This window comes from Pseudoduganella rhizocola (assembly GCF_045984285.3).
GTDB lineage: Bacteria > Pseudomonadota > Gammaproteobacteria > Burkholderiales > Burkholderiaceae_D > Rugamonas.
On record NZ_JBJQIK030000002.1, the window covers coordinates 124,230 to 140,758 of the forward strand.

Annotated in this window: 16 protein-coding genes; 10 read left to right on the top strand and 6 right to left on the bottom strand. The window is 62.9% G+C overall.

From position 1 onward, the window contains the following. The first annotated feature begins 72 nt into the window (after window positions 1–72). On the top strand, window positions 73–813 hold the full coding sequence (locus tag ACJRPG_RS04170) for a metallophosphoesterase family protein (RefSeq protein ID WP_407998789.1): 741 nt from the start codon (window positions 73–75) through the stop codon (window positions 811–813). Here ACJRPG_RS04170 and ACJRPG_RS04175 read toward each other — a convergent pair. Continuing rightward, window positions 810–1,463 (bottom strand): hypothetical protein, encoded by a 654-nt coding sequence (locus tag ACJRPG_RS04175; RefSeq protein ID WP_407998790.1) that lies wholly within the window; start codon window positions 1,461–1,463, stop codon window positions 810–812. The two genes, ACJRPG_RS04170 and ACJRPG_RS04175, sit on opposite strands and share 4 nt — an antisense overlap. A gap of 102 nt (window positions 1,464–1,565) precedes the next feature. Between ACJRPG_RS04175 and ACJRPG_RS04180 the strand changes: the two genes are divergently transcribed. The 5 genes from ACJRPG_RS04180 to ACJRPG_RS04200 all read left to right on the top strand — a co-directional run bounded on the left by ACJRPG_RS04180 (window position 1,566) and on the right by ACJRPG_RS04200 (window position 5,904). Beyond that, a complete protein-coding gene (locus ACJRPG_RS04180; RefSeq protein ID WP_407998791.1) occupies window positions 1,566–2,345 on the top strand; it encodes a transporter in 780 nt (259 codons plus the stop codon). 94 nt (window positions 2,346–2,439) lie between these two features. Further along, window positions 2,440–3,903: a catalase gene (locus tag ACJRPG_RS04185; RefSeq protein WP_407998792.1), complete on the top strand. Its 1,464-nt coding sequence runs from the start codon at window positions 2,440–2,442 to the stop codon at window positions 3,901–3,903. Between the two features lie 91 nt (window positions 3,904–3,994). Next, entirely contained in the window at window positions 3,995–5,119 is a 1,125-nt protein-coding gene (locus ACJRPG_RS04190) for a M14 family metallopeptidase (protein WP_407998793.1), read from the top strand. Further along, window positions 5,119–5,583, top strand: a complete 465-nt coding sequence (locus tag ACJRPG_RS04195; RefSeq protein ID WP_407998794.1) for a CYTH domain-containing protein — start codon at window positions 5,119–5,121, stop codon at window positions 5,581–5,583. Before ACJRPG_RS04190 ends, ACJRPG_RS04195 begins: the two co-directional genes overlap by 1 nt. Before the next feature lie 54 nt (window positions 5,584–5,637). Then, entirely contained in the window at window positions 5,638–5,904 is a 267-nt protein-coding gene (locus ACJRPG_RS04200) for a hypothetical protein (protein WP_407998795.1), read from the top strand. A gap of 25 nt (window positions 5,905–5,929) precedes the next feature. Here ACJRPG_RS04200 and ACJRPG_RS04205 read toward each other — a convergent pair whose 3' ends face one another. The 5 genes from ACJRPG_RS04205 to ACJRPG_RS04225 all read right to left on the bottom strand — a co-directional run bounded on the left by ACJRPG_RS04205 (window position 5,930) and on the right by ACJRPG_RS04225 (window position 12,732). Next, window positions 5,930–7,195 (bottom strand): DUF2863 family protein, encoded by a 1,266-nt coding sequence (locus ACJRPG_RS04205; protein ID WP_407998796.1) that lies wholly within the window; start codon window positions 7,193–7,195, stop codon window positions 5,930–5,932. 181 nt (window positions 7,196–7,376) lie between these two features. Beyond that, window positions 7,377–10,085 (bottom strand): aconitate hydratase AcnA, encoded by a 2,709-nt coding sequence (acnA, locus tag ACJRPG_RS04210; protein ID WP_407998797.1) that lies wholly within the window; start codon window positions 10,083–10,085, stop codon window positions 7,377–7,379. A 55-nt stretch (window positions 10,086–10,140) separates the two neighbouring features. Continuing rightward, window positions 10,141–10,650, bottom strand: a complete 510-nt coding sequence (locus ACJRPG_RS04215) for a hypothetical protein (RefSeq protein WP_407998798.1) — start codon at window positions 10,648–10,650, stop codon at window positions 10,141–10,143. Beyond that, on the bottom strand, window positions 10,647–11,639 hold the full coding sequence (locus ACJRPG_RS04220) for an HpcH/HpaI aldolase/citrate lyase family protein (RefSeq protein ID WP_407999374.1): 993 nt from the start codon (window positions 11,637–11,639) through the stop codon (window positions 10,647–10,649). The genes ACJRPG_RS04215 and ACJRPG_RS04220 overlap by 4 nt, the downstream gene beginning before the upstream one ends. A 103-nt stretch (window positions 11,640–11,742) precedes the next feature. After that, window positions 11,743–12,732, bottom strand: a complete 990-nt coding sequence (locus tag ACJRPG_RS04225) for a malate dehydrogenase (RefSeq protein WP_407998799.1) — start codon at window positions 12,730–12,732, stop codon at window positions 11,743–11,745. A gap of 233 nt (window positions 12,733–12,965) precedes the next feature. Here ACJRPG_RS04225 and ACJRPG_RS04230 point away from each other — a divergent pair, with 233 nt between their 5' ends. The 4 genes from ACJRPG_RS04230 to sdhA all read left to right on the top strand — a co-directional run bounded on the left by ACJRPG_RS04230 (window position 12,966) and on the right by sdhA (window position 16,517). Next, on the top strand, window positions 12,966–13,766 hold the full coding sequence (locus ACJRPG_RS04230; RefSeq protein ID WP_407998800.1) for a GntR family transcriptional regulator: 801 nt from the start codon (window positions 12,966–12,968) through the stop codon (window positions 13,764–13,766). A 178-nt stretch (window positions 13,767–13,944) separates the two neighbouring features. Then, window positions 13,945–14,367, top strand: coding sequence for a succinate dehydrogenase, cytochrome b556 subunit (gene sdhC, locus ACJRPG_RS04235; protein ID WP_407998801.1), 423 nt, complete (start codon window positions 13,945–13,947; stop codon window positions 14,365–14,367). A 3-nt stretch (window positions 14,368–14,370) separates the two neighbouring features. Next, a complete protein-coding gene (gene sdhD / locus ACJRPG_RS04240; RefSeq protein ID WP_407998802.1) occupies window positions 14,371–14,736 on the top strand; it encodes a succinate dehydrogenase, hydrophobic membrane anchor protein in 366 nt (121 codons plus the stop codon). A gap of 2 nt (window positions 14,737–14,738) precedes the next feature. Beyond that, window positions 14,739–16,517: a succinate dehydrogenase flavoprotein subunit gene (gene sdhA, locus ACJRPG_RS04245; protein ID WP_407998803.1), complete on the top strand. Its 1,779-nt coding sequence runs from the start codon at window positions 14,739–14,741 to the stop codon at window positions 16,515–16,517. The last annotated feature ends 12 nt before the right edge of the window (window positions 16,518–16,529 follow it).

The window sequence follows — 16,529 nt, forward strand, 5'->3', positions numbered from 1 at the left end:
TGTTAATGTAACTGACATCTCGGCAAGACATATTTTATTCTAACAACTTATTTGAAAAAAGTAATAAAGCTTATGAGAATTGCAGCGATTTCCGACATCCACGGCAACCTGCTCGCTCTGGAGGCGGTGCTGGCCGATATCGCGCAGCGTGGCGCGGATGTCACGGTCAACCTGGGCGACATCCTGTCCGGACCTTTGCAGCCGGCGGCCACGGCCGACCGCCTGATGCCGCTGGACATGCCGACCATCGCCGGCAACCACGAACGCCAGGTTCTGACGCATGCGCTGGAACGCATGGGCGAATCCGACCGCTACGCTTACGACCACATCAGCGAGCTGCACCGGGCCTGGCTGCACAGCCTGCCGTCCACGCTGCGGCTGGCGCCGGATGTGCTGCTGGTGCACGGCACGCCGTCGACGGACCTGGTGTACTGGCTGGAGTCGGTGGATGCGGACGGCCAGCGTCCGGCCAGTTATGCGGAAGTGGTGGAGCGGGCGGGGGATGTGCAGGCCTCGCTGATCCTGTGCGGGCACACGCATGTGCCGCGCAGCGTGCTGCTGGATGACGGGCGGCTCATTGTGAATCCGGGCAGCGTGGGACTGCAGGCATATGAGGACGTACACCCGCATCCGCACCGGGCCGAGAACGGCACGCCGCATGCGCGCTATGCGATGCTGGAGCGGCGCGGCAGTGCGTGGCTGATTGAGCAGATTGCGGTGCCCTATGACTGGCATGCCGCCAGCGCCATGGCTGCCGCGAACGGCCGCCCGGACTGGGCGCACGCCCTGGCCACCGGCCGTATGCCGGCTTAGAACAGACTGCCCTGCCTGATCAGGATGGCCAACACGGCCAGCGTATTTGTGACCAGCAGGCCCATGCCCCAGCGCATGTCAGTGCGCAGAGCCTGCATTTCCGCGCGCAATGATGCCGCTACGCCATCCAGCTTTGCATCCAGTCGGTCTACCTTCGCGTCCAGTCGGTCAACCTTCGCGTCCAGCCGGTCTACTTTGCCTTCCAGCCGGTCTACCTTGCCTTCCAGCCGGTCTATCTTGCCTTCCAGCCGGTCTATCTTGCCTTCCAGCCGGTCAAGCCTGGCTTCGATCCGGTCCATGCGGTCTTCCAGTACCGAAAGCCGCAATTCAATCCCGGCGAAGCGAGCCTGGAACTCGGCCCGCATCAGCGCGAATTGCTGCGCCATCTCCTGGCGCAGATCTTGCCGCAAGCCAGTCAGTTCATGCCGGAAGGCGGCGAGCTCGGTGCGGAACCTCTGCTCCGATACGTCGAGCGCTTGATGGACGCGCAGCTCAAGGGATTGCATGTCCTTGCTCAATCCTTCTACCGAACGTTCAAGCGAACTCAGGGCCCGGATGACGGCTTCCACAGTTGCCTCCAACCGCGCGATGCGGCTAACCAAATCATCTTCTTCTTCGTGTGGAAGGGTGTCAAGCGGCGTACTGCTCATGGTGGCTCCTTGTGTCTTTGCGTCGACTATGCCCCATCACGGGCGGAGACAAATTGCGCGGGCTCAGGCACACTTGGACATCACGACAGAAAAGGAGACGGTATGCGCACAGCGTTTCTGATGGCACTGGCATTGATGGCGCAACAGGCGATGGCGGCGGATGACGACGAGATCGTGACGGACCGCCCGGACTTTGTCGAATCGAGCAATGTGGTTGGCAAGGGCCGCCTGCAGCTTGAGACCAGCGTGGCGCTGGAGCGCAACCGCAATGCCGGCGCGCGCGAGCGCAGCGTGCTCACGCCGGCCCTGCTGCGCGTGGGCGTCAGCGATACGCTGGAGCTGCGCGCCGAAACGGACGGCCGCCTGCGCTACCGCAGCGACGGGCCGGACGGCGCGCTGCGGCAGAGCGGCTATACGGATACCGCCATCGGCCTGAAATGGCACGCGCGGGACGAGGAGGGCAGCATGCCCTCCATCGGCTTCCTGCTGCACGCCGACCTCGCTTCCGGCAGCCGCGCCTTCCGTGGCCAGGGCGTGCGTCCCTCGCTGCGCATGGCAGCGGAATGGGAGCTGCCGAACGACTACTCGCTGGGCATCATGCCCGGTGTGATCCGCGATCGCAATGAACAGGGCGAGCATGCCGTCAACGGCATCTTCGGCATCGTGCTCGGCAAATCCTGGACCGAGCGTTTCCGCACCTTCGTCGAACTCTCCGCGCCGCAGATCGCACGCGGCAAGAACGGCGGCACCCAGGCCACGTTCGATGTGGGCGGCGCCTGGCTGCTGAGCCGCAATTGCCAGGTCGACCTGGCCTATTCCCGTGGGCTCACCCGCGAAACACCAGACCATTATGTGACGATAGGCTTCTCCTATAAGTTATAGTTTTTGGCTATTCGAATGATTTAATTAATTACCTTTATTAATTAATGCCTCCTCCGTAGAATGAGCAGCACGTTCAAACACAGAGGAGAGCAACATGACCCAGCCGCCTATCACCACCGCATCCGGCATTCCCGTCGCGGACGACCAGAATTCCGCCAGTGCCGGCTCCCGTGGCCCGCTGCTCCTGCAGGACTTTCACCTGATCGAAAAGCTGCAGCACTTCAACCGCGAACGGATTCCGGAGCGCGTGGTGCACGCCAAGGGCTCGGGCGCTTACGGCACATTCACCGTCACGCACGACATCACGCGCTACACCAAGGCCAAGCTGTTTTCGCAGGTCGGCAAGCAAACCGAAACCTTCATCCGCTTCTCCACCGTGGGCGGAGAAAAGGGCAGCGCCGATACCGAGCGCGATCCGCGCGGCTTCGCGGCTCGCTTCTATACCGAGGAAGGCAACTGGGACCTGGTCGGCAACAACACGCCGATGTTCTTCATCAAGGACGGCATCAAGTTCCCGGACTTCATCCACACCCAGAAGCGCTGCCCGCGCACCAACCTGAAATCGCCGACCATGATGTTCGACTTCTGGAGCAAGGCGCCGGAGAGCCTGCACCAGGTGACGATGCTGTTCAGCGACCGCGGCACGCCGGACGGCTACCGCCATATGGACGGTTTCGGCAGCCACACCTACAGCCTGATCAACGCGGCGGGCGAGCGCGTCTACGTGAAGTGGCACTTCAAGACCCAGCAGGGCATCCGCAACCTGAGCGCGGCGGACGCCGTGCGCATTGCCGGCGAAGACCCGGACTACGCCCAGCGCGATTTGGTGAATGCCATCGACAGCGGCGACTTCCCGCGCTGGAATGTGATGCTGCAGGTAGCCACCGAGCAGCAGCTGGCGGACTGGGAAGCGCGCACCGGCTGGAATCCCTTCGACCTCACCAAGGTGTGGCCGCACGGCGACTTCCCGCTGATTCCCGTGGGCGTGTTCGAGTTGAACCGCAACGCGGCCAACTACCACGCCGAGGTGGAGCAGGCCGCGCTGTCGCCCGCCAACATCGTGCCCGGCATGGGCTACTCGCCGGACAAGATGCTGCAGGCCCGCCTGTTCGCCTACCACGACGCGCAGCTGTACCGCGTGGGCACCAACCACCAGCACCTGCCGGTGAATGCGGCGCGCTGCCCGGTGCATAACCACCAGCGCGACGGCGCCATGGCAATCAATAACGGCGGTTCGGCGCAGAACTACGGCACGGTGGAAGCCGGCGGCGCCAGGCCGCAGGGCCTGGGCCACGGGGAACCGGCGCTGGCGCTGCAAGGCGGCGCCGCGCGCTACGACGGCCGCGGCGTGGAAGACGACTACACCCAGGCCGGCAACCTGTTCCGCCTGCTGCCCGCGCAGGAAAAACAGAACCTGTTCGACAACCTGGCAGGCCCGATGAGCCAGGTCAGCGACGAAATCATCCTGCGCCAGCTGGGCCATTTCGACAAGGCCGATCCGGCCTACGGCGCCGGGGTGCGCGCCGCCCTGAAAGCGCGCGGCCGCAATATCGGCTGATGCGCGCAATGCCCGCCTGTCCTTTTTGCATAAACCCGGCAAAGCGAGGACAATAGCGGGCATTGCAATTTTCCTGGAGCGGGAACCCACAATGCCAATCAAAATCAGCCAGAACTTCGACTCGGGATCCATCGTAGTGGTGAGCGCGGAAAACGCCGCCAACGTCGAACTGAAACTGCGTGACGATTCGCACGCCGACATCCGCCAGTGGTTCCACTTCCGCGTGCAGGGCGCACGTGGCCAGGCGCTGCACATGAATTTCCTGAATGCGGGCGAAGCCACCTACGCGCAGGGCTACGAGGACTACAACGCCGTGGCCAGCTATGACGGCGAGAACTGGTTCCGCGTGCCGACCTCCTTCGACGGCAAGGTAATGACCATCCGCCACACGCCGGAGCTGGACAGCTGCTACTACGCCTACTTCGAGCCCTACTCGTGGGAGCGCCACCTGCGCCTGCTGGGCGAAGTGGCCGAGCACCCGAACGCGCGCGTGCTCGATATCGGATCGAGCGTGGATGGCCGCGACATGAACCTGGTGGTGATCGGCAAGCCCGACGCGGAAAAGAAAATCTGGTTCATCGCGCGCCAGCATCCGGGCGAGTCCATGGCCGAGTGGTTCATCGAAGGCCTGATCGATGCGCTGCTGGACGAAGCGAATCCGATCACGCGCAAGCTGCTGCAGCGCTGCGTGTTCTACATCGTGCCGAACATGAATCCGGACGGCTCGGTGCGCGGCAACCTGCGCACCAACGCGGCCGGCGCGAACCTGAACCGCGAGTGGATGACGCCGACCCTGGAGCGTTCGCCGGAAGTGCTGTGCGTGAAGCAGAAGATGCATGAAACGGGCATCGACATGTTCTTCGACATCCACGGCGACGAGAACCTGCCGTACAACTTCGTGGCCGGCAATGAGATGCTGGAGAACTTCACGCCGGAACGCATGGCGGCGCAGAAGGCCTTCATCGAGCGCTACAAGGCCGCCAGCCCGGACTTCCAGGATGCGGTGGGCTACCCGGTCAGCAAGTACAAGGAAGACATGCTGACGCTGGCCTCCAAGTACGTGGGCCACCACTTCGGCGTGCTGTCGCTGACGCTGGAAATGCCGTTCAAGGAAAACGCCGACCTGCCGGTGCCCACCGTGGGCTGGAACGGCGCGCGCAGCGCAGCCCTGGGCGCGGCCATCCTGCAGCCTGTCCTGCTGTCGCTGGACGACTGATGGGCGTCGAGATCGAGCGCAAATTCCTCGTCAGCGGGGACGGCTGGCTGCAGCTGGGCGAGCCGGTCCTGCTGCGGCAGGGCTACCTGTCCTCGCATCCCGAACGCGTGGTGCGTGTGCGGATCGAGGGCGAGCGTGCGCTCATGACCATCAAGAGCAAGGCCACCGGCATCAGCCGCGGCGAGTGGGAGTATGACTTGCCGATGGCGGATGCGGTGGAGTTCCTCGACCGGCTGTGCGAGCAGCCCATCATCGAGAAATACCGCCGCCGCATTCCCTTCGGCGGCTTCGTGTGGGAAGTGGATGAGTTCCTCGGCGTGAATGCCGGCCTGGTCGTCGCCGAGATCGAGCTGCCTTCGGAAGACACAGTCTTCGACAAGCCAGACTGGATCGGCGCCGATGTCAGCGACGACGCCCGCTACCTGAACTCCAATCTGATCAAACACCCATATTCCGCATGGTGAGCTGAGTCAATCGTGCGCGCTTGTCCTCGCGCGCGATTGGACTATGCTGGTGGTATGGACTCCGACATTCCAACCCGTCTCGCTCACATTGAAGCCATCTTGCCGACGCTGGCAACCAAGGCCGACATAGAGGCCTTGCGCGCCGACGTGGCGCGCTGGACGCTGGCCACCGTGATTGGCTTGTTCATCGGTTTTTCCGGCTTGTTCGTCGCCATGGGCAACCTTTACATGAAGCCGCCTGCGGTCGAGAAGCCGACCGGCAGTACTGAGCCACCTATCGTTATCGTGATCCCGACAGAATCGCTGCGCCAGAAAGAATAAAGCCTCGCTGTGCGAGGCTTTATTTTCAATGGAAGTGCTCGGTACCGGTGGGGGCGTCGGCCGGCATTTCGGCGTGGACCAGTTCTCCGGCCGGATCGGCGAACAGCGGCGCGCCGCAGTCGTCGCAGTACTCGGCCACGTAGCGTTCACCCAGCTTTTTCACCATCGTTACGCCGGCAGCGCTCAGGTGCTCGACAATCTCTTCGACCGGCGTGCGCGGCTGCAGCAGCTCGGCCAGTCCGCCAGCCAGCGGACCTTCCGGCGGTGTGCCTTCCTCGTCTTCCTGGCCGTACAGCGGCCACACCACGCCATACACCACGTCGGTCTCCGCGCGGCGCGTGAAGGCCACGCGGTATTCGTCGATCTGGCCGTCGGCCGATTCTTCGCCGAAGCCCGCGATCACGGCGCGCAGCTCGGCCGGCTCGCAGTCCAGCGAATGGGTGAGGTAGTGCACGGCGGCACGGATCGAGATCGGGCGGATCTGCTTGTCTGCTTCGCGGCAGGCCATGTAATAAGCCTCCGGCAGCAGCAGCTCGATGCCGCAGCCGGGCAGCAGGCGCGACACGGTCGGCATGGCCTGGTTGCGCCACTGCTCCAGCGCCAGGCGGCGTTCCTCGGCCTGGTGCAGCTGCGCGGCAGGCATCTGCCAGCGGAACATCGGGCCGCCGGCAGGCGCGACCACGGCCGCCACCAGGTAGCGTGTATCGGCCAGGAAGGGCGCGGTGTCGGGCGCTTTCGCGTCCGTTTTCACGGCCACGCCTTTCAGCGCGGCCTGCGCCAGCTTGTGGGTCTTGGTGTAAGCCTCGGCGTGCGTGCGCGGCAGCTGGTCGATGGAGAACAGCATCGAGGACATGGCCATATGCGTGTTATCGGCCAGCAGGTGGGCCGAGAAGTGCGCGGACAGCGTGTTCAGGATGTCGGACGGGATCTGCCCGGAAGCGATGGAGAAGCGCGTCCACGCCAGGATGGGCGCGGCCACCAGCAGCACGTCGTACTGTTCCGCGCCGTTCGGGCCGTCCACCGTGATGGTGTCCGATTCGCTGACGGCTTCAACGCTGTCCATCAGGATGTCGTAGGCGTTCAGGTCCAGGCTGAAGAGGGCGTTCAGGGCCCCGTCCACGGTGTCCTGGTGGCCGGTTTTCAGCAGTTTCTGCAGCTGCAGGTCGAGTGCGCGCTCCCAGCTGCGCTCTTCGATACGGCTGGAGGCCTGGCCCAGTGCCTGGGCAAGAGTGAGAAGGCGCTGGCTGTCGGCGGATAACTTATGGGATGAATCTTTGGATGGGCGACGCATAGCGCTTACTGTTCTCAGTCAAAAAAAATTGCAATTACACGTATTGTAGATGATTCGGCAAGTGGGGTCGCTTCCAATAAAAAACGCCGGGTGAACCCGGCGTTTTGGGTCGTCCCCGCGCAGGCGGGGACCCAGGAGTGCAATGGCACACTTCTGGATTGCCGCCTGCGCGGCAACGATATTATGCGGCCAGCAGCTGGCGCAGCACGAATGGCAGGATGCCGCCGTGCTTGTAGTAGTCCACCTCGATCGGGGTATCGATACGCAGCAGGACTTTCACTTCCTGGCTCGAACCGTCGGCGCGGTGGATCACCAGCGTTGCCAGCTGTTGCGGCTTGATCTCGCCTTCCAGGCCCTTCAGGTCATAGGTTTCCTTGCCGGTGATGCCCAGCGATTCCACGCTGTCGTTGCCGATGAACTGCAGCGGCAGCACGCCCATGCCCACCAGGTTGGAACGGTGGATACGCTCGAAGGAACGGCAGATCACGGCCTTCACGCCCAGCAGCTGGGTGCCCTTGGCGGCCCAGTCGCGCGAGGAGCCGGTGCCGTATTCTTCGCCGCCGAAGATCATCGTCGGGGTGCCTTCCGCGATGTACTTCATGGCTGCGTCGTAGATCGACAGCTGTTCGCCGCTCGGCTGGTGGATGGTGATGCCGCCTTCGACCGCGGAACCGTCGGCCTTCGGCGGGATCATCTTGTTCTTGATGCGCACGTTGGCGAAGGTGCCGCGCATCATGATCTCGTGGTTGCCGCGGCGCGAGCCGTAGGAGTTGAAGTCGGCCTTCATCACGCCGTGTTCCTTCAGCCACTTGCCGGCCGGGCCGTCTTCCTTGATGGAGCCGGCAGGGGAGATGTGGTCGGTGGTGATGGAATCGCCGAACACGCCCAGTGCGCGCGCGCCCTGGATGCCTGCAGCGGCAGCTTTCGGCTGCATGGCGAAGCCTTCGAAGAACGGCGGCTCGGCGATGTAGGTCGATTCAGGCCAGTTGTATACCTGGCCCTCGGTCGAGGACACGGCTTCCCACAGCTTGCCCGGAGCGCCTTTCACGTCGGCGTAGTTCTCCTTGAAGACCTTGGAGTTCATGGCGAACTTCATCAGCTTGTTGATCTCGGCGGAGGTCGGCCAGATATCGCCCAGGTACACGTCCTTGCCGTTGGCGCCCTTGCCCACCGGCTCGGTCATCAGATCCTTGGTCACGTTGCCGGCGATCGCGTAAGCGACGACCAGCGGCGGCGAGGCCAGGAAGTTGGCGCGGATGTTCGGGTGGATACGCGCCTCGAAGTTACGGTTGCCGGACAGCACCGCGGCGGCAACGATATCGTTGGTGGTGATGGTGGCGTTCAGTTCCGGCGTCAGGTCGCCCGCGTTGCCGATACAGGTGGTGCAGCCATAAGCGGTCACGCCGAAGCCCAGTTTTTCCAGGTAAGGCAGCAGGCCGGCAGCGGTCAGGTACTCGGTCACGACGCGCGAGCCAGGGGCCAGCGAGGTCTTGATGTGCGGAGCGACGGTCAGGCCGGCTTCCACGGCTTTCTTGGCCAGCAGGCCGGCTGCCAGCAGCACGCTCGGGTTCGAGGTGTTGGTGCAGGAGGTGATGGCCGCGATCAGGATGTCGCCGTTCTTCACGTGCACGCCATTGCTGGTTTCGTACACGGTGGTCAGGTCGTCAGGCTTCTTGTTGAAGCCGTTCTCGGTGGTCGGCTTGGAGAACAGGTCGGAGAAGGTGGACTTCACGTTGCCGATCTCGATACGGTCCTGCGGACGCTTCGGGCCGGCCAGCGACGGGGTCACGGTGGACAGGTCCAGGTGCAGTTCGCGGGTGAAGTCGATGTCGCCGGCCTTCGGCACGCCGTACATGCCCTGTGCCTTGAAGTAGCCGGCGAAAGCGTCGATCTCGGCGCGGGTGCGGCCGGTGCCTTCGAAGTATTCGATGGTGGCGTCGTCAACCGGGAAGAAGCCCATGGTGGCGCCGTATTCAGGCGCCATGTTGGCGATGGTGGCGCGGTCGGTCACGGTCAGCGAACGGGTGCCTTCGCCGAAGAACTCGACGAACTTGCCCACCACTTTTTCACGGCGCAGCATTTCGGTAATGGTCAGCACCAGGTCGGTTGCGGTGCAGCCTTCGCGCAGCTGGCCGGTCAGGTTTACGCCGATCACGTCCGGGGTCAGGAAGTACACCGGCTGGCCCAGCATGCCGGCTTCCGCCTCGATGCCGCCCACGCCCCAGCCCACCACGCCGATACCGTTGATCATGGTGGTGTGCGAGTCGGTGCCCACCAGCGAGTCAGGGTAGTACACGCCGTCGGCATTGTGTACGCCGCGCGCCAGGTATTCCAGGTTCACCTGGTGCACGATGCCGAAGCCCGGCGGCACCACGCCGAAGGTGTCGAAGGCCTGCATGCCCCACTTCATGAACTGGTAGCGCTCGTTGTTGCGCGAGAATTCCAGCTTCATGTTCAGGTCCAGCGCCTTTGGCTCGCGGAAGTGGTCGATCGTTACCGAGTGGTCCACCACCAGGTCCACGGGGACCAGCGGCTCGATCTTCTTCGGGTTCACGCCCATCTTGGAAGCCACGTTGCGCATTGCAGCCAGGTCGGCCAGCAGCGGAACGCCGGTGAAGTCCTGCAGCACCACGCGCGCCACGACGAATGGGATTTCGTCGGTGCGTTCGGCGGTCGCGCCCCAGTTCGCCAGCTGGCGGATATGCTCTTCGGTGACTTTCTTGCCGTCGCAGTTACGCAGCACGGATTCCAGCACCACGCGGATCGATACCGGCAGGCGGGAGATTTTCGCGCCCAGCGCTTTTTCCAGTGCAGGCAGGGAGTAGAACTTACCTTTCTTGCTGCCGGAAATAGTGAATTCCTTGAGCGTATTCAGTGTGTTGCGGGACATGACCTCTCCTTCAGGTGGGTATCGTCTGTTATTGATGTAAAGCTTGGTACTGCATTCAGGTTTGCGGGGTGGCGCTTTGCGGCGCCTCCACGCTGGCCGGTTTCAACTGCTCGGCATTCCGGCATTCATTGGCAAGCTGGCGGTTCAGTTTCGAATCCAGCAGCATGCCCTTGGCAGGGATGCCGATCCAGATCAGGCCATACAGCTTGTTCTCGAAACGCTGCGCGCCGGTGGTGGTGGCCACGCGCGTCAGGCGATGCAGGCGCTTCTTCCAGCGCAGCGCAATGTGCGAATCATCGCCGGTGTTTTCGTAGATCGTGATCTTGTTGCCCAGTTCGCAGTCGTAATCGACCACGTTCGAGCCCATGACAGCCGGTTCGTCCGCTTCCGGATCCGGCTCTTTCGGCACGGCCGGCGCGGCGGCTTTCGCCTTCGGTTTGGCCGCAGGCTTTTTCTTCGCCTCGGCTTTCACCGGCTCGGCGGCCAGCGCTTCGGACGACAGCAGCAGGGTGCTGGCGGCGAGGGCGGCCAGGCCGCAGGCGGTCAGCAGTTTTTTCATGTTCATTGCCGGGTTCCTTCCTGGTTCATCAGCGCGGCGACCGATTCCGGCAGCGGCAGGCCGGCGTAGCGGGCGCGCTGCAGTACGGTCCAGTAGTAGCGGTAGCTGGCACGGTCATGCAGGCGGCCATTCTGGCTGATCGGGCCCCACTGCACTTTTTCCGCTTCGTGCAGGATGCTGGCCGCTTCATTCACTTCCGATGCGCGCGGCGTAAAGGCCTTCACGATCGGCTTGATCTGGTTCGGGTGGATGCTCCACATGCGCGTGTAGCCGAATTCGGAAGCGGCGCGCTGGGCATCGGTGGCGACGACGGCGCTGTCCTTGATTTCGGTGGTGACGTTATGCGAAGCGATTTTGCCATGCGCATGGCAGGCGGCGGCGATCTCCAGCTTGGCGCGCACCACCAGCGGGTGTGCGAACTGCCCCGGCGTGCGCATGGCGTTGCCGGGAATGGCGCCGTAATGCGCGGACACGAAATCCATGATGCCGAAGGACAGGCACTCAACCTGGGGCAGGGCGGCGATATCGAACACATCGCGCAGTGCGCCATGCGTTTCGATCAGCACGTGCACCGGCAGGTCGGCACGGCCGGCGTTCTTTGCATGCTTGTTGACGATGTCGATTGCGCGCATCACTTCCTGCACGCTGTCCGGTTTCGGCAGCACCAGGTAGGCCAGCTTGTGCGCGGCGGCGCCGACGATGATTTCCACGTCGCGCTCGAAGTGGGGGCTGTGCAGGTCATGCACGCGGGCGCCGATGCGGCCGAACTGGTTCGCTTCGTCCAGCAGCAGCTGGCCCACGAGCCGGGCATGCGCTTCCTCGTTGCCGGCGGCGGCGCCGTCCTCGCAGTCGAAGGTAATGTCGAATACAGGGCCAAGCTCTTGTTGCAAGGCCATCGACTTGCGCATCAGCTTTTCGGAACCTGCATAGTGATCGCAGGCCGGCAGCAGAAGCGGTTGGCGTTTGCCCTGGAATAAAACCTCGGATGGGTGCATCGGTGTGGCTTTTGGCGGTACAGGAGATGATACCGCCGCGCTGCTTTCGGCAGCGCGGCGGGTCTTGCGGATCGGCTTGACCGGCTCCACAGTCATTGCGGTATTACGGCAGCAGGTGCTTCACGCCTTCGCGCTCTTCGGTCAGTTCCTTGAGCGTGATGTTGATGCGCTCTTGGGAGAACGCGTCGATTTCCAGGCCCTGCACGATCTTGTATTCGCCGTTCTCGGTGGTGACCGGGAAGCCGAACATGATGCCTTCGGGGATGCCGTAGGAGCCGTCGGACGGCACGCCCATGGTGGTCCACTTGCCGTTGGTGCCCAGCACCCAGTCACGCACGTGGTCGATCGCCGCGTTGGCTGCCGAAGCCGCCGACGACAGGCCGCGCGCTTCGATGATCGCCGCGCCGCGCTTGCCCACGGTTGGCAGGAAGGTGTTGGCGTTCCATTCCTGGTCGTTGATCAGTTCCTTGACCGATTTGCCGTTCACGGTGGCGAAGCGGTAGTCGGCGTACATGGTTGGGGAGTGGTTGCCCCACACGGTCAGCTTCTCGATGTCCTTCACCTGGGTGCCGGTCTTGGCAGCCACTTGCGACAGGGCGCGGTTGTGGTCCAGGCGCAGCATGGCGGTGAAGTTCTTGGCCGGCAGCGAAGGCGCCGACTTCATCGCGATGTAGGCGTTGGTGTTGGCCGGGTTGCCCACCACCAGCACTTTCACGTTGCGCGAAGCGACGGCGTCCAGCGCCTTGCCCTGCACGGTGAAGATCTGTGCGTTGGCTTCCAGCAGGTCCTTGCGCTCCATGCCTGGGCCGCGTGGGCGTGCGCCCACCAGCAGGGCCACGTCGGCGTCCTTGAAGGCGGTCATCGGGTCGGAGTGGGCGGTCATGCCGGCCAGCAGCGGGAAGGCGCAGTCGTCGATTTCCATCATCACGCCTTTCAGCGCCTTCTGGGCTTTCTCGTCAGGAATTTCCAGCAGTTGCAGGATGACTGGCTGATCTTTGCCCAGCATGTCGCCGTTAGCGATGCGGAACAGCAGGGAATAGCCGATCTGGCCGGCGGCGCCGGTGACGGCAACACGCATTGGGGTTTTAGCCATGGTGAATCTCCAAAGTGGATAGAAAACGGTCGAAGCTGGGCCTGTGCCTGGCTTGGGAATTTATAATCATACCAAATCCAGCAAGGCGTTTCTTGCCGCCGGGGCGACAATTTCGACGGCGAGTGTAGGCGCAGTGCGGGTGTCTGTCAATCCTATCTTATGTCTTATATAAGACAGATAAGTTATCGGTTTTTACTGGACGCGTTTGCCCATTTGTGGTGAAATCGCGGTCTATGAACCCGGTCCCGCCCAACAATACCAGTGCAGGTGCAGCCTCGGGCGCGCCCGCTGCGGCGAGCCCGGCTGCGTCTGTGCCGTCGCCGACCTTCTCCCCGCTGTACCAGCAGATCAAGGCCCTGATCACCCAGAGCCTGCAGTCCGGCGAATGGAAGCCCGGCGAAATGATTCCCAGCGAAGTGGAACTGGCCAACCGCTACAAGGTGAGCCAGGGCACGGTGCGCAAGGCGATCGACGAGCTGGCGGCCGAGAACCTGGTGATGCGCCGGCAAGGGAAGGGCACTTTCGTCGCCACCCACCACGAAGCGCGCGCCCATATCCGCTTCCTGCGCCTGCGCCCGGACGAGGGGCAGCCCAATTACCCGGCCTCCACCTTCATCGAAGTCAAGCGCCTGCGCGCGCCGGCCGATGTGGCGCGGCTGCTGGACCTGAAGTCGGGCGACGCCGTCATCTACATAAAGCGCGTGCAGTCCTTCGATGCCGTGCCCACCATCGTGGAGGAGCTGTGGCTGCCGGGCGCCATCTTCAAGGGCCTGACGGCGGAGCGCCTCTCCGAATACAAGGGCCCGATGTACGGCCTGTTCGAATCCGAATTCGGCACGCGCATGATCCGCGCCGACGAGAAGGTGAAAGCCGTGTGCGCCGGGGCGGAAGATGCTGCACTGCTCAATGTGGCCGCCGGCACCCCGCTGCTGAGCGCGGAGCGCGTGTCCTTCACCTACGGCGACAAGCCGGTGGAACTGCGGCGCGGCCTGTACCTGACCGAGCGCCACCATTATCAGAATGACCTCAATTAGTGGGCAGGAAATAACATTGTTTTGCTGGCAAGAAGTAAGCCGCGCCGCAACATAATTTTTGTTATATGTAAGAATACATATTGGTGAGACGTCAGAAATCGGCGAAAATCGCAGTCTCACTCCCGTAGCCGGGCTCTGCGGGATCAATAATTTAGCAATAGCATAGGGAGGTTTTGTTATGTCAGAAGCCGTAAGGGAAGCACCAAAAAAAGAACGGCGGGAGTTCCGTAATATCCACGTTCTGGAACTGTCCAACTACCGCTTGCCTTTAGCCGGCGTCGTATCCATCCTGCACCGCATCAGTGGTTTCCTGATGTTCGCGCTGCTGCCGGTGGTGCTGTACCTGCTGCAACTGAGCATCCAGTCCGAACTCTCCTTTGAGCACTTCCGCGGCATCGCGTCGCACTGGTTCACCAAGCTGGTGATCCTGGCCCTGGTGTGGGCTTACTTCCAGCACTTCTGCGCCGGCGTACGCCACCTGATCATGGATACCCACGTCGGCCTGGACAAGGATTCGGCCCGCAAGAGCGCCGCCACCGTGCTGGTGATCAGCCTGGCACTGACCGCGCTGGTCGCCCTGAAACTGTTCGGAGTCTTCTAAAAAATGGCTAACAATAATATCGGTCCAAAGCGCCTCGTCGTCGGCGCCCACTACGGCGTCAAAGACTGGCTGGCGCAGCGCGTCACCGCCGTGCTGATGGTGATCTACACCGCAGTGCTCCTGATTTCCTTCCTGACCGGCAGCAACTTCACCTACGAAGGCTGGGCCGGCCTGTTTGCGCAGCAGTGGTTCAAGCTGTTCAGCCTGGTCACCCTGTTTGGCCTGTTCTATCACGCCTGGGTTGGCATGCGTGATATCTGGATGGACTATGTGAAGCCGGTCGGCATCCGCCTGACCCTGCAAATTGCCACCATCGGTTGGCTGATCGCTTGTGCCGTGTGGTCGGTGCAGATTCTCTGGAGTGTGTAATCGTGGCAGCTATTAAATCTGCAATCCCTACCCGCCGCTTCGATGCGGTGATCGTTGGCGCCGGCGGTTCCGGCATGCGCGCCTCCCTGCAACTGGCGGAAGCCGGCCTGAATGTGGCCGTGCTGTCGAAAGTCTTCCCAACCCGTTCCCACACCGTGGCAGCGCAGGGCGGCATCGGCGCCTCCCTCGGCAATATGGCCGAAGACAACTGGTTCTGGCATATGTTCGACACCGTCAAGGGTGGCGATTACCTGGGCGACCAGGATGCGATCGAATTCATGTGCCGCGAAGCGCCGAAAGTCGTGTACGAACTCGAACACTTCGGCATGCCTTTCGACCGTAACCCTGACGGCACCATCTACCAGCGTCCGTTCGGCGGCCACACTGCGAACTTCGGCGAGAAAGCCGTGCAGCGCGCCTGCGCCGCGGCCGACCGTACCGGCCACGCGCTGCTGCACACGCTGTACCAGCGCAATGTGCGCGCCCGCACCCACTTCTTCGTGGAGTGGATGGCCCTGGACCTGATCCGCGACGCCGAAGGCGACGTGGTGGGCGTGGTGGCCCTGGAAATGGAAACCGGCGAATGCATGATCCTGGAAGCGAAGACCACCATCTTCGCTACCGGCGGTGCTGGCCGTATCTTCGCTGCGTCGACCAATGCCTTCATCAACACCGGCGACGGCATGGGCATGGCGGCACGCGCCGGCCTGCCGCTGCAGGACATGGAATTCTGGCAGTTCCACCCGACCGGCGTGTCCGGCGCGGGCGTGCTGATTACCGAAGGCGTGCGCGGCGAAGGCGGCATCCTGATCAACTCGCAAGGCGAGCGTTTCATGGAGCGCTATGCGCCGACCCTGAAAGACCTGGCGCCACGCGACTTCGTGTCCCGCTCGATGGACCAGGAAATCAAGGAAGGCCGCGGCTGCGGTCCGAACAAGGACCACGTGCTGCTGGACCTGCGCCACATCGGCAAGGACACCATCGAGAAGCGCCTGCCGTCGATCCTGGAAATCGGCCACAAGTTCGCCAACGTCGATGCGACCAAGGAACCGATCCCGGTCGTTCCGACCATCCACTACCAGATGGGCGGTATCCCGACCAATATCCACGGCCAGGTGGTGACGCCTGCCGGCGACGGCACCCAGAAAGTGGTGAACGGCCTGTACGCGATCGGCGAATGCGCCTGCGTGTCGGTGCACGGCGCCAACCGCCTGGGCACCAACTCGCTGCTGGACCTGGTGGTGTTCGGCCGCGCGGCCGGCAACCATGTGGTCGCGTCGAACCTGAAGCAGAAAGAGAACAAGCCGATGCCGAAGGACGCAGCGGACTTCGCCATGGACCGCCTGAACCGCCTGGAAACCTCCACCGGCAGCGAAAAAGTGCAGGGCGTCGCCAACGACATCCGCGCCACCATGCAGAAGTACTGCGGCGTGTTCCGTACCGACGATCTGCTGAAGCAGGGCTACGACGAAATCATGAAGCTGGACGAGCGCCGCAAGCACGTGTCGTTCAAGGACAAGTCCAAGGTGTTCAACACCGCCCGCGTGGAAGCGCTGGAGCTGGACAACCTGATCGAAACCGCGAAGGCCACCATCACCTCGGCAGTGGCGCGCAAGGAATCGCGCGGCGCGCACGCGCACAGCGATTTCCCGAACCGCGACGACGACAACTGGATGAAGCACACCCTCTGGTTCTCCGAAGGCAACCGCCTGGAGTACAAGCCAGTCGTCACCAAGCCGCTGACGGTTGAAACCTTCAAGCCAAAAGCACGTACTTTCTAAGCAAGGGCCTCA